Annotated in this window: 17 protein-coding genes; 13 read left to right on the plus strand and 4 right to left on the minus strand. The window is 39.8% G+C overall.

Features of this window, described 5'->3' with window-relative positions:
• Positions 1–113 precede the first annotated feature (113 nt).
• The 6 genes from C1726_RS13060 (at position 114) to C1726_RS13085 (ending at position 3,453) form a co-directional block, all read left to right on the plus strand.
• Entirely contained in the window at positions 114–578 is a 465-nt protein-coding gene (locus C1726_RS13060; RefSeq protein ID WP_102273563.1) for a molybdenum cofactor biosynthesis protein MoaE, read from the plus strand.
• Complete coding sequence (gene moaD / locus C1726_RS13065) at positions 571–804, plus strand: molybdopterin converting factor subunit 1 (protein ID WP_102273564.1); 234 nt, start codon at positions 571–573, stop codon at positions 802–804. The genes C1726_RS13060 and moaD overlap by 8 nt, the downstream gene beginning before the upstream one ends.
• A 259-nt stretch (positions 805–1,063) precedes the next feature.
• Positions 1,064–2,083, plus strand: coding sequence for a MoeB/ThiF family adenylyltransferase (locus C1726_RS13070; RefSeq protein WP_102273565.1), 1,020 nt, complete (start codon positions 1,064–1,066; stop codon positions 2,081–2,083).
• A gap of 306 nt (positions 2,084–2,389) precedes the next feature.
• Entirely contained in the window at positions 2,390–2,566 is a 177-nt protein-coding gene (locus C1726_RS13075) for a uracil-DNA glycosylase (RefSeq protein WP_322090992.1), read from the plus strand.
• Between the two features lie 83 nt (positions 2,567–2,649).
• Positions 2,650–2,931, plus strand: a complete 282-nt coding sequence (locus C1726_RS13080) for a YwdI family protein (RefSeq protein WP_235822774.1) — start codon at positions 2,650–2,652, stop codon at positions 2,929–2,931.
• 150 nt (positions 2,932–3,081) lie between these two features.
• Positions 3,082–3,453: a DUF423 domain-containing protein gene (locus C1726_RS13085; protein ID WP_102273568.1), complete on the plus strand. Its 372-nt coding sequence runs from the start codon at positions 3,082–3,084 to the stop codon at positions 3,451–3,453.
• A gap of 110 nt (positions 3,454–3,563) precedes the next feature.
• Here C1726_RS13085 and gerQ read toward each other — a convergent pair whose 3' ends face one another.
• Positions 3,564–4,043 (minus strand): spore coat protein GerQ, encoded by a 480-nt coding sequence (gerQ, locus tag C1726_RS13090; protein ID WP_235822775.1) that lies wholly within the window; start codon positions 4,041–4,043, stop codon positions 3,564–3,566.
• Positions 4,044–4,274: 231 nt separating this feature from the next.
• The gene (hemQ, locus tag C1726_RS13095; protein ID WP_102273569.1) at positions 4,275–5,021 is read right to left on the minus strand and encodes a hydrogen peroxide-dependent heme synthase; all 747 of its coding nucleotides are present in this window, start codon (positions 5,019–5,021) and stop codon (positions 4,275–4,277) included.
• 494 nt (positions 5,022–5,515) lie between these two features.
• Between hemQ and pta the strand changes: the two genes are divergently transcribed.
• Together pta and C1726_RS13105 are read left to right on the plus strand one after the other, a co-directional pair.
• The gene (gene pta / locus C1726_RS13100; protein ID WP_102273570.1) at positions 5,516–6,493 is read left to right on the plus strand and encodes a phosphate acetyltransferase; all 978 of its coding nucleotides are present in this window, start codon (positions 5,516–5,518) and stop codon (positions 6,491–6,493) included.
• Between the two features lie 240 nt (positions 6,494–6,733).
• Positions 6,734–7,567 (plus strand): lipoate--protein ligase family protein, encoded by an 834-nt coding sequence (locus tag C1726_RS13105; RefSeq protein ID WP_102273571.1) that lies wholly within the window; start codon positions 6,734–6,736, stop codon positions 7,565–7,567.
• 130 nt (positions 7,568–7,697) lie between these two features.
• Here C1726_RS13105 and C1726_RS13110 read toward each other — a convergent pair whose 3' ends face one another.
• Entirely contained in the window at positions 7,698–8,438 is a 741-nt protein-coding gene (locus C1726_RS13110; RefSeq protein ID WP_102273572.1) for an RsfA family transcriptional regulator, read from the minus strand.
• A gap of 324 nt (positions 8,439–8,762) precedes the next feature.
• Between C1726_RS13110 and C1726_RS13115 the strand changes: the two genes are divergently transcribed.
• From C1726_RS13115 to C1726_RS13125, 3 genes are all read left to right on the plus strand, one after another.
• Complete coding sequence (locus tag C1726_RS13115; protein ID WP_053478500.1) at positions 8,763–8,987, plus strand: DUF1450 domain-containing protein; 225 nt, start codon at positions 8,763–8,765, stop codon at positions 8,985–8,987.
• A 281-nt stretch (positions 8,988–9,268) separates the two neighbouring features.
• Complete coding sequence (locus C1726_RS13120; RefSeq protein WP_102273573.1) at positions 9,269–10,570, plus strand: HD domain-containing protein; 1,302 nt, start codon at positions 9,269–9,271, stop codon at positions 10,568–10,570.
• A 178-nt stretch (positions 10,571–10,748) separates the two neighbouring features.
• Positions 10,749–11,255 (plus strand): YwgA family protein, encoded by a 507-nt coding sequence (locus C1726_RS13125; RefSeq protein WP_102273574.1) that lies wholly within the window; start codon positions 10,749–10,751, stop codon positions 11,253–11,255.
• A 9-nt stretch (positions 11,256–11,264) separates the two neighbouring features.
• Here C1726_RS13125 and C1726_RS13130 read toward each other — a convergent pair whose 3' ends face one another.
• Entirely contained in the window at positions 11,265–11,450 is a 186-nt protein-coding gene (locus C1726_RS13130) for a 2-hydroxymuconate tautomerase (protein ID WP_053478503.1), read from the minus strand.
• 186 nt (positions 11,451–11,636) lie between these two features.
• Here C1726_RS13130 and C1726_RS13135 point away from each other — a divergent pair, with 186 nt between their 5' ends.
• Both C1726_RS13135 and C1726_RS13140 read left to right on the plus strand, forming a co-directional pair.
• The gene (locus C1726_RS13135) at positions 11,637–12,293 is read left to right on the plus strand and encodes a site-2 protease family protein (RefSeq protein ID WP_102273575.1); all 657 of its coding nucleotides are present in this window, start codon (positions 11,637–11,639) and stop codon (positions 12,291–12,293) included.
• Positions 12,294–12,471: 178 nt separating this feature from the next.
• Positions 12,472–12,984: a YwhD family protein gene (locus tag C1726_RS13140; protein ID WP_102273576.1), complete on the plus strand. Its 513-nt coding sequence runs from the start codon at positions 12,472–12,474 to the stop codon at positions 12,982–12,984.
• Positions 12,985–13,154: the final 170 nt, after the last annotated feature.

Consider the following 13,154-nt stretch of genomic DNA (forward strand, 5'->3'; position numbering starts at 1 on the left):
AGGAGGCTCACCGCCTACCCCGCGGAAAGCGAGTGCCTGGAACGGAAATCAACCTTTACCAACTGAGGTTTGTATTTACGAAAAAAAGCCTTTAACAAAAAGGAGTTGATTAAATGAATTATGCCATTTCGAAGGAACCAATTAACGTACAGGAAGTAATTGATAAAGTTGTACAGCGTGAAGCAGGTGCGATTACTACCTTTATAGGAACGGTTCGCGAATTGACGCATGGGAAGAAAACATTGTATTTAATATACGAAGCATACGAATCGATGGCTGTGAAAAAGCTCGAACAAATAGGAAATGAGATTAAAGAGCGCTGGCACGGATCAGAGGTGGCGATTACCCATCGAGTAGGGAAGCTGGACATAACAGATGTAGCCGTAGTCATTGCCGTTTCAACTCCCCATCGTGCAGATGCATATGAAGCGAATCGATATGCGATTGAGAGGATTAAGGAAATTGTGCCAATTTGGAAAAAGGAGCACTGGGAAGACGGGCAAGAATGGATTGGAAATCAGCTAGAAACAGTTGCCTATCCAAAAGGAAAACCGGAGGAGAGTGACTTAAATGAATAAAATTTTGTTTTTTGCTCATTTACGTGATACTGTCGGTGAAGAGTCAATCATGATGGATGCAAAAGGAAAAACGATAGCAGATTTGAAACAGATGGTTTTGGAAAAATATCAAACAGTCAGCCTTGAAAATGTAATGACAGCTATTGACGAGGAATTTGCTTCGGATGAGGATATCATTCATGAAGGAAATGAAATAGCCTTTATTCCTCCAGTTAGCGGTGGCTGATAAGGGAGAAAAAGATGTCATTTTTATAAATAGTAAGAAACCATCTCTAAGTTAGAGAATTGTCTAGCTCCAGCGCCTACCCCGACGTACAGGACGTACTAGTGTCGACAGTGCGACAGGACGTCGCGTTTTTGTCGACCTCGAGGTCACAAGCCAAGCCTCCCAGAAAGGTAAAGAACACCTTTCCGTGAGGCTCGTCTTGTGCTTGTCGGGGGTGACCTAGGCGCTTCCGCATTTCTTACTGAAAGGAGTAGGGCACATGGATGAAAGGTACTCTAGGCAAACACTGTTTTCACCTATTGGGAAAGCGGGACAAGAGAAAATTTGTTCAAAGCATGTATTGATGATAGGTGCAGGTGCGTTGGGCTCAGGCAATGCAGAAATATTAACAAGGGCTGGAGTAGGCAAGCTGACTATCGTTGATAGGGACTATGTAGAGGCTAGCAATCTTCAGCGTCAGCAGCTGTATACTGAGCGAGATGTAGAAGAAAAGCTGCCTAAAGCAGCAGCTGCTGCAAAACGGCTGAAGAAGATTAATTCTGATGTAGAGATAGTGGCATTTATTACGGATGCAACACCTGAGAAGCTGGAGGAGCTTGTTCAAGGTGTGGACCTAATCATTGATGCAACAGATAATTTTGAAACGAGAATGGCGATCAATGATGTCTCACAGAAATATCAGATCCCTTGGATTTATGGAGCGTGTGTCGGCAGTTTTGGCATGAGTTTAACCATTCTTCCAGGAAAGACGCCCTGCTTAAATTGTATTCTGAAAAAGATCCCCATTCAGGGAATGACATGTGATACAGGCGGGATCATTGGTCCTGCTGTTCAGATGGTTATTTCACACCAATCAGCTGAAGCATTGAAAATCCTTGTTGAGGACTGGCAAGCTGTTCGTACGACATTTGTTAGCTTTGATCTATGGAGAAATCAATATACGAGCATGAAGGTTTCGAAAGCGAAGGATGCAGGCTGTTTATCATGTGGGGAAAATAGAACCTATCCATATTTAGATAGTGAGAATATGACTAAGTCAACTGTTCTTTGCGGAAGAGACACGGTACAGATACGCCCGCCAAAACAAAAGAATATCCAGTTAAATGAATTATCCCAGCAATTAAAAGAACTTGGATATAGGGTGAAGGGGAACCCTTATTTATTATCTATTGAGATAGATGAACAGCGTCTTGTTATTTTCAATGATGGACGTGCACTTATACATGGGACTAAAGATTTAACACAAGCAAAAACAATTTATCAGCGACTGCTCGGGTAATAGTAAAGCTCTGACTATATATTGGTCAGGGCTTTTTCTACGTAAAAAAATAAATTGTCGTTCTGATTAATTGAACAAGCCTTTATGTACGGAGTAATAACAAGCGCAGTGAAATTAGGCAGACCGGTATTTACATATAAGTAAAAGTTTTCTGTACGACAATATTCCCCAGGAAATGAGATGTTTCACGTGAAACAGACAGCATTTGTCATTATACGAGCCGTAGCAGAGGAATAAGAAGGATGGATCGAAAAAATCAGCTAGTTCATGTATAATGAAACTTAATTAAAATGAGGAATGGGAAAAATGGAGAAAACCAGAATTGATTGTTTCAAATGTAAATATTTCTATGTTACGTGGGATCAAAGGTTTCCAAAGGGCTGCAAAGCGTTTCAATTTAAAACAGCAAAGCTCCCATCAGTAGAAGTACTCCGTGCATCAGGTGAGCCTTGCTTACGATTTGAAAAAAAAGCTGATAAATGATAGTTCGTCTTTAAGTTTTCAAATTAGGTTATAAGCGAAAGCTCGTGAGTCAATAGGATCCAATTATGTACCGATAAATAGAGGTGAAAATATTGAACATTTCCGTCCAGCAATTGCTAAGGAAAATTGAAGAGGAATTGCATGAAGCTAAAGGAAATACGAATGAGGCTAGAATAAGAGAAAGAATCTATTCGATTAAATCACTATGTGAGCTCATACTAGACGAACAGGTTCAGCCAGCTGCTCAAAAAAATACATTTGTTTCTCAACAACCAGCTCATCATGCACAGCCAGTTAGTATTCAGCAGCCTAAACGTCTAGAAATGGAAGATGATGCAAATGGAGATTCATTGTTCGATTTCTGAAAAATGGCTGCTTGCTGTTAAAAATAAGCCTTTGATATACACATGAATGGGTTTGATTCGAATGAATAACGTAATGAACGGGTATATCAAAGGCAATTGGCTGCACCAACAATGTTAGTTAAAAAAGACATAAAGAAAAGAGGAATTTAAATGAAATTATTTATTATTCTTGGTGCAATTAATGCTTTTTTATCAGTTGCTCTAGGAGCGTTCGGTGCGCACGGCCTTGAAAAAATGGTAGAACCGAAGTATTTAGAAATCTGGAAAACAGGTGTCACCTATCAAATGTTCCATGCGACAGGATTATTAGTAATAGGTGTCCTTCTAGGGAAATTGCCAGCAAGTGCTTTATTATCCTGGTCAGGGTGGATGATGCTAATCGGGATTATCTTTTTCTCTGGAAGCTTATACATACTGACGGTAACGAAAATTGGAGTTCTTGGTGCGATCACACCAATTGGCGGTGTTTGCTTCTTAGTTGCATGGGTATTGTTAATCATCGCAGCAGTAAAGCATTTATAGGAATAGAAAGAGCTTTGACGTTTTTCGTCAAAGCTCTTTTTTACATAATAAGGCAGAATTGTGTTTTCGAGTTTGAGAATGGCCTAGCGCAAGTAGCTTATGCGTTTTTCTTATCTCGGACTATATTGTGAAAGGCTTGGTGCACCACCGAATGATGGATAATCATACTCGATTTCTTCTTCGAATGTGACATAGTCTAAGTAAACCATTGGAATTAAGAATCGCATGCCTGTTTGCGGGTCGCTTAAGATTACGTGATCCCTGCCTGCAGCTTCGATTATGCCTTCGAATTTTTTGGCATTCCACTCCTGATTATTTTCAAATGTGGCATAAACCGTAGCAAGTTTTCCTTTGTTTAAACGCAGAATGTTTTCGATATAGGATTGCTCAATCGGAAGCATGCCTGGAACTTGTGGAGCTTGTGAGGGGGCACTGCCGCCTCCTGTTGTCGGAAATGGTACAGTTTGCATTTGCGGAAAGGTAATTGGCTGCACTCTATATGCAGGAGAATTTGCAGTTCCTCCTGTATATGGCTGCTGCTGATACCCGTAGTATGGGTTGGCTGTGTACTGATTAAAGTTTTGACTCACACTTTTCCCTCCTAGAAATCAAAGTGAAGCTTCATATAAAGCTCAGGAGAATAGGGGTTTAATAGACTAATGGAAAACGATATGGATATTAAATACTCACTAATTCATTAGTATGTATAGGCATGTTTTTTTATGCTTTTTTTCTAATCAAGAAAATTGTTTTAGTATACTTGGAGTAAAAAAGCCAAAAGAAAGCCTCCTTTGCATGATGCAAAGAAGGCAAGCTAATAATTAATTTATGTGTAAAAGCTGTGCAATACGATCTTCTTCAAGAAGATTTCCTACGAAGAATGAACCGAATTCTCCATATCTTGCACTTACTTCATCAAAACGCATTTCATATACAAGCTTCTTAAATTGAAGGGCATCATCAGAGAATAAAGTTACTCCCCATTCATAATCGTCGAAGCCTACAGAACCAGTAATAATCTGTTTTACTTTTCCTGCGTATTGGCGGCCGATCATTCCATGGCTGCGCATCATATTTCGGCGATCCTCCATTGGAAGCATATACCAGTTATCATTTCCTTGACGGCGCTTATCCATTGGATAGAAGCAAACGTGTTTGGACTTAGGCAGAATAGGATATAAACGTGCCAATATTTCTGGACTTTGGTATGGATCCTGATCTGAAGGCAGGTAGTTGCTTAATTCAACAACGGAAACATAAGAGAATGTAGGAACTGTGTACTCTGCTAGTTTCGTTTTATTGAATTCATTTTCAATTTCATTTATTTCCTCAAGTGTCGGTCTTAGAATCATTAGCATAAAGTCAGCCTTCTGGCCAACAACTGTATATAATGCATGGCTTCCCTTTTTCTCGCTTTGAGTAGTGTTCCACTTATCTAAAAGGGATAAAAACTCATGGATAGCTGCTTGGCGCTCATCACTTGACAACATCTTCCATGATGTCCAATCGATTGCACGGAAGTCATGTAAACTATACCAGCCTTCAAGCGTTTTTGCTGCTTCACTCATTACTATCACTCCTAATATGTATATGTGCGAATAATCACACCATAACTATATCATAGTTTCCCCAAATGATAATGGAATAAAACTCGTTAAAATAATAGTTATCGATTAATATGACAGATTTGTGGATATTTTGTTACAAGAAGCAAATATTAAGGGGCGTTAATGTTTATAAATGAGTAACAATTGGAAAATACATAAGAAAAGCGCAAGCGCCTTGGTGTCACCCCCGACAAGCATAAGACGAGCTGGGTGGGAGGTTGTTCTTTAACCTTCTAGCCAGATTTGCTTATGACCTCGAGGGGGTAGCCGCCGAAGCTAGACAATTCTCTAACTCCAAAGTTATACTTTCTTATCTTTTGAGAAAAAGACTTTTTATATGTGATAAAACAAACTTGATATTTTACTTTAGTAACGTATTCTAAAAGAGGAAGCTATATTGATTAAATGGGGAATCATAGATAACTGTATATAATTGAATAGTAGGAGGAGCTTTTATGAGTGATTTATTTTCAGTTTTGAAAGAGAAAGTGAGTGGAAAGGGTTTAAAGATTGTTTTTCCAGAAGGAATGGATGAGCGGATATTGGCGGCGGCAGGCAGATTAGCAGCTGAAAAAATGATTATGCCAATTTTAATCGGGAATGTTGAGTCGATTGAAGCAAAGGCGAAGGAACTGGATATTTCATTAGAAGCTGTGGAGATTTATGATCCGAGCAGCTATGAAAAAATGGATGAGCTTGTGGCTTCCTTTATAGAACGAAGAAAAGGGAAAGCGACTGAAGAAGATGCACGGAAGATTTTATTAGATGAAAACTATTTTGGAACGATGCTCGTGTATACGAATGAAGCAGACGGGTTAGTGAGCGGTGCTGCACATTCAACAGCAGATACAGTACGCCCGGCTCTTCAAATTATTAAAACTAAGGATGGCGTTGGCAAAACCTCTGGTGTTTTTATTATGGTTCGTGAAGAAGAAAAGTATATTTTCGCAGACTGTGCAATCAATATTTCACCCGATAGCCGGGACTTGGCTGAAATTGCGATTGAAAGTGCAAAAACAGCCAAAATGTTTGATATCGAACCTCGTGTAGCTATGCTAAGCTTTTCAACGAAAGGCTCTGCAAAGTCGCCAGAAACAGAGAAGGTCACCGCTGCTGTTCAGGAGGCGAAATTACGCGATCCGCAGCTGGTCTTGGATGGAGAGTTCCAATTTGATGCGGCATTTGTGCCTTCTGTTGCAAAAAAGAAAGCGCCGGATTCTCCGCTCCAAGGGGATGCCAATGTGTTTATTTTCCCTAGCTTGGAAGCTGGAAACATCGGCTATAAAATTGCCCAGCGCCTTGGCGGCTTTGAAGCAGTTGGACCGATTTTACAAGGATTAAACCGCCCGGTAAATGATTTGTCCCGCGGATGTGATGAAGAGGATGTATACAAGCTAGCCTTAATTACAGCCGCACAGGCATTAAATCAATAAAAAATTGGGAAGAGCTAGTCACTTATGTCTAGCTCTTTTTGATATAATGGGTTTGGCGAATATACGGCTACATTTGGCGAATAAAATGGAATTTTGTCCAATAAAAGTCGGTGGACGGCGAATAAAATAAAATTTTGTCCAATAAAGGTAAGCGGACGGCGAATAAAATACTGAAGCCGTCCAATCATTGATTAAATTAAGGCAGGCAGATCGCCTCCTTCAGATAGAGGAGTACAATAGATGAAAGATATATTACAGCAAGAGCAATGGAGAGTTATTGATGAATCGGTTTTGGGCAAACATTTGCCTGCACTGCACTCATTTGGAATAGATGATACGTTATGTGCATCAGTTGGAGGCGGTATGGTTCCAGCGACGGCTCGAAGCTGGGTGCATGAAAAGACTATTGTATTAGGCATCCAAGATACAAGGCTTCCTTTTTTGGAAGAAGGCATTGATTTTCTAAATAGCGAAGGCTATCAGGTTATTGTCAGAAACTCTGGCGGGTTGGCAGTAGTGCTGGATGAAGGCGTGTTAAATATTTCACTCATCTTTCCAGAAGGAGAAAAAGGCATTGATATTAACCGCGGCTATGATGCGATGTGGATGCTTATTAAAGAAATGTTTTCAGATTTTAAAGCAGACATTGAAGCAAAAGAGATCGTTGGTTCTTATTGTCCAGGGAGCTATGATCTTAGCATTGGCGGTAAAAAATTTGCTGGCATTTCTCAAAGACGGCTCCGCGGCGGGGTAGCTGTCCAAATTTATCTTTGTGTAGACGGAAGCGGCAGCGGCAGGGCTGAGTTAATTGAACAATTTTATCAAATAGCAAGAAAGAATTCAGAAACTAAATTTCAATATCCTGTGATTAAACCATCCGTCATGGCATCCTTGTCAGAGTTATTGAATATAAATCTAACAGTGCAGGATGTTATGTTCCGGTTTTTAACTAGTCTGAAAAACAGGTGCAATCATTTATTCTCAGGCGGGCTGACTGAAGAGGAACATAAATTATATGAAGCTTATTATGATCGTGTCGTCCAGCGGAATGTAAAAATACTCGGTGAGAACTAATAACGAAAAGCCGTACCTCGGGAAGAGGTCCGGCTTTTCTTAATCGAGGCATGCTGCCTACCTTCTCCTATTACTGTCTAAGCCTTCCACATGACAAGTGAAAGACCTCTCTCTGTCTAGATACATGGTCTTACTCAGCGACCTTTTCTAAATTTCCGTTTCGGTCCATTTTAAATTTGGTTGCAGGTCTTTCCTCTTCATCAAAGAGTACAAGTTTGCGAGCGCGATTCATAATTTTCATTAAGGTCTCGTAATCTTCTTGAATGGTTACGGTATTTTGTTCTAACTGGCCAATTTTCCCTTCAAGCTCATCATTTCGGCTCTTAATCTGGGCATTTTCCCGCTTTAATCTTTCATTCTCATTTCTTAAAATATCCAATTGAATACTCGAGTGTTTTAAAGATTGTAAGTATGAAATAACACGATCGAGATTGATCTCTGAACTGACAGGATAATTTTGGACTTCATTATAGACTGGTGCAGACTTCACTTCAATTATTTCTTCAGCATACTCTTCAATGTAGTCCTCATTTGCTGAAACTGGCTCTGGCAATGGAATAGTAGTAGTTTCAATCTCAGTTAATTCTGGTACTGGCGGTGAATATAGAAGCTTTTTCTTTCCGCCTTGATCTTTTCCAAGAATTCGCTGTCTTTGCTTCCTCTGCTTCTTTGCAAGCTGGAGCGCTTTCTCATATTGATGTCTAACAACAGCATTCCAGCGAAATCCACAGGCTGCAGAAGTGCGATCAAGCTTATCGCCAACTTCCTCAAAGGCGTTCAATTGCGTACTGCCCTCTCTTACATGCCTTAATACTGTTTCGGCTAGCAATAAATCATTTTCATCTGTCCATGCATCTTGACGAACTTTCATTTCCTCAACTCCCAATTTAATTTTGCAATTTTTTTAAAACCTTAGTTTAAGGATGGACAACTTTGGGTGAATTTATACAAATTGGATTAAAAGGATAGTAGATTTTTATAAAAACAATAGATAGGTATGATAAAATAGAACTTGTAATTTGCTTGAAACAGCGTTCAAAAAATATATAAATTTCCATATTGCTAGCGGGGTAAAACGGCTTGCAAAGAAAAAGGTAAAGCTGTAAAATACAGCTTGAGCCAAGTGAATAAGAATAACTAGCATCGGCAAAACTTATAGATAATATGCTAGACCGCAGAAAGGGTTGTAATATAGATGGCAAACGAATTTCGTGTTTGCGATGATTGTCTAGGCGTAAACTTAAAAACATTAATTCCTCTTTTAAAAGAAATAGATCCAGAGGCAAAAATAGAAATAGGATGTCAATCCTATTGTGGGCCAGGCAGGAAGAAAACATTCGCGTTTGTAAATAATCGTCCGCTAGCAGGTCTAACGGAAGAAGAATTAAAGGAAAAAATAAATAAAAAGCTGAAAAAGTAAAAATCACCTTTGAAGAGTGTCCTAAGGTGATTTTTTGTTTTCAAGCAAATTTTGTGTCTAGCCAGTGTCGGAAAATAGGACAGTATAACATTTTTTGAAATTTGGGAGCTGTCTAGCGGAAACAGCTAGATTGCTGAGCCCTTCTGCGTTTGTACGGCGATGATCAAGGGGCTTTCACTTTTAATGTTTGTCGAATATAGCTGAAATATCAGAAAATGTGTAGTGAATTGCGTTTGAAATCAAGATATAATAGAAGGAAGTTGGAAAATCGGAGGTAAAAGATGGCATATTCCATGGAGAAGCTGCGTGAAGAAAAGGTGTTTAAGGATCCTGTTCATCGGTATGTTCATGTGAGGGACCGGGTCATCTGGGATTTAATTGGCACAAAGGAATTCCAGCGGCTAAGAAGAATTAAGCAGCTTGGAACAACCTATTTAACCTTCCATGGAGCCGAACATAGCCGTTTTAATCATTCGCTCGGTGTTTACGAGATTGTCAGACGGATTGCTGATGATGTGTTTAATGGAAGGCCGGAATGGAATGAAGATGACCGCCTCCTCTCTTTATGTGCTGCATTGCTTCATGATTTAGGACATGGTCCTTTCTCGCATTCCTTTGAGAAAGTCTTTGATTTGGATCATGAATATTTTACGAGAGCTATCATTCTCGGAGAAACAGAAGTGAACCAAGTGCTATCGAGGGTAGGAAAGGATTTTCCTATAAAAGTAGCTGAGGTTATTGCGAAAACGTCAAAAAATAAGCTTGTAGTCAGCCTTATCTCCAGTCAGATTGATGCGGACAGGATGGATTATCTTCAAAGAGATGCCTACTTTACTGGGGTTAGCTATGGTCATTTCGACATGGAACGCATTCTGCGTGTCATGCAGCCGAAAGAGGATCAAGTGGTCATTAAGCAAAGCGGAATGCATGCCGTTGAGGATTACATAATGAGCCGATATCAAATGTATTGGCAGGTTTATTTTCATCCAGTTACCCGGAGTGCGGAAGTCATTTTGACGAAAATTTTGCATCGGGCTAAATATTTGCATGAACATGGATATTTCTTTAAATCACAGCCGATTCATTTTTATTCTATGTTTAATGGGGAAATAACACTAGAGGATTATATTAAGCTTGATGAAGCCATTATTCTTTATTACTTTCAAATGTGGCAGGAGGAGGAAGATCCAATCCTCCGAGATTTATGCTGCCGCTTTATGAACCGTAATTTATATAAGTACGCGGAATTTGAGCCTGCGAGGGAATATAAGAAGCTTGCAGAGCTGTCTGTCTTATTTGAAAAAGCGGGAATTGATCCTGATTATTATCTTGTGGTCGATTCATCATCAGACTTGCCGTATGACTTCTATCGCCCAGGTGAAGAGGAAGAGCGGCTACCAATCCAATTATTAATGAAAAACAAAGAGATTCGAGAGCTTTCAAGAGAATCAGAGATTGTAGACGCGATCTCCGGGAAAAGACGGACCGATCATAAATTGTATTATCCAGCGGATATCCTGCAGGATGATTCGTCCGAGCCGCTGATTAAGAAGCAAATTCGTAAGCTATTGGAAATGGAATAGAGATTTTTATATGTAAAAGTAAATGGCCGACCGGTGTACTGAACATGCCTTTAGACGTGTGGAATAACTAGCGCAAGAGTTGTTATGCCGGCCGACATTTGCATCCTAGGTTATGATTATAAATTTATGATTATTTCAAGTTAAGATATGGGACTAAACGGAGTAGGAGATGAAGAGCTTGTTAAAAGATCATGCCAAAATCATTCATGCGATTGCCGCTTCGGAGGAAATTATCGGACGAAAAAAGCTGCAGAAGATGGTGTATATCGCTAAAAAGCTGGCTTTCCCTTTTCAGGAGCGATTTCAATTTCATTTTTATGGCCCTTATTCTGAGGAATTAACATTACGTGTGGAAGAGCTTTGCAATATGGGTTTTTTAGATGAAGTGAAGGAAAAAAAGGGCGGATATTATCAGTACCGATATACGCTAACGGAAAATGGCAGGGAGTTTTTAAGCCTGAATGAAGTGTCTATGCCAAATCTTCAAGAATGTTTAACAGATATGAACTGTCAAAATGCCAGATTTCTTGAGCTTGTTTCGACGGTGCTATATTTTGACAATCTTCCGAAAGAAGAAGTGAAGGAAAAAATCTTTACGTTAAAAAGCAAGCAGCGCTACACCGATGAAGAGGTAGAAACTGCTTATCAGTATATTGCCAATTTAAGAGAAAAAGCCGGGCACTAATGCTCGGCTTTACTTATCACTAAGGCGTTCCCCGCCAACAGCATAATGATTCTTTGTCATTTCTTCAATAAAGACAACGATATTTTCCTTTGGTGCTCCTGTAGTTTCGTTTACTGCTGCTGTTACTTTTTCCACAAGTGCTTTCTTTTGCTCCTCTGTGCGTCCTTCAAGCATTTTTACCGTTACATATGGCATAAATAACATCTCCTTGTTATTTTTATATCAATTGTAGCTTTTCATATTTCGGAAAAATGTGCAAGTACTGGGGAAATTGTCTAACTTTCACTTTCATAGCAAAGTCGTGTATACTTTTAAATAATGTATAAGGGGAAATACACTCCCTAGATAGGATCTACAGTTCGAAAGAGGGGTTTGGTGTGCTTGGAACAATTTCTGGCCTTTTCACTTAGGGAAATTCCATATGTTGCGATTACGTTAATGATCGCTTTCACGGTCCATGAGTTTGCCCATGCGTTTGTAGCGTATAAATTTGGCGATTCAACCGCACAAAAGCAGGGAAGATTAACGTTAAATCCAATACATCATCTAGACCCATTCGGGACCATCTTAATCTTTATTGCAGGCTTTGGGTGGGCAAGACCAGTCCCAGTTAATCGTTTTTTCTTTAAGAATCCAAGATTAGCGGGAATCATGGTTTCGATTGCCGGACCGATAAGCAATCTGTTCATGGCGATTCTCGGATTTATTGTTTGGTATGCAATGCTTGGAATGGGTGCTGCTGCAAGTCTGCCAGCGTTTGTACCGGAGTTTTTGAATATATTTATCCATCTTAACTTAGTTTTGTTTGTTTTTAATTTGCTGCCGTTTCCGCCATTGGATGGGTATCGAATCGTCGAGGACTTGGCACCTGCGCATTTGCGTCCGAAGCTTACTCAATTTGAAGCATACGGCTCTGTCATTTTTCTTATACTTGTAATCACACCGCTTGATCAATACACGATACAGCCAATTTTTAGCACGGTTTTGCCGATTCTATCTGACGGATTAGGCGATTTCTTTTATCGATTATTTTTGTAAAGTTATATTAGATATAAAATATTTAGAAATGCTGAAGGTGTCTAGCTCTAGCACCCGGGGGCACGAGGTCATAAGCCAAGCTGTCAAGAAGGTTAAAGAACAGCCTTCTCAAGAGCTCGTTTTATGCTTGTCACCACTGGGCAAGGCGCTGCCGCTTTTCTAGTAAGGAGGAATCCCTTTGGAAGAGAAAAAGAAGAAAGACATTGGGTTTAATATTATAAAGAATGATCCGACAGAGGGGCATGGAGGGTTTGGTTCAGGCTCGTTAAGCCTAGACAATGTGTCTCCTGTCATTATTGATGTGGATGCTGGAGAGGCTTCAATAGAAGTTGGAGCGATGCATGCCCGCAGCCCTGTGGAAAAGGGAATAAAATTTTTAAAAAGCAAGGAAGAGGTTCCGAATGGAAAACCTTATTGGCTTGTTTGGGTGACCATAGACCGCAAGGAAGAAGGCCCATACTATGCAGGTGTGACAGCTTGTGAGATGACTGTAGACAGGGAAATTCGCAGAGGATATAAGTCCTTGCCAGAGCATGTAAACCGGATGGATAAGTCCATTAAGAAGCATATTATTGTTGATCATATGGATCCGAAATCAAAAGGAGTTCTTGCTCAGTTTCTGCAGAATCATAATCTTGGAATGTGGGAACGTTCCATACAGCAGCTCAAAGACGACTTGCAAGCAAATTAATTGAAAAGGTGCATGGATTTTGTCGGAATTGTGACAGTTTACTGACTAAAATTTTTAACTACTTGCTCAAATCCAATAAAATAAGTAAACTTATAAACAGTGTGAAGACACTATATAAATACTAGGACACGAAAAAACTCGGGGGGACTCCTCCGAGTTTTTTCAACTAT

This window comes from Cytobacillus massiliigabonensis (assembly GCF_900199725.1).
GTDB classification, from domain to species: Bacteria; Bacillota; Bacilli; order Bacillales; family Cytobacillaceae; genus Cytobacillus; species Cytobacillus massiliigabonensis.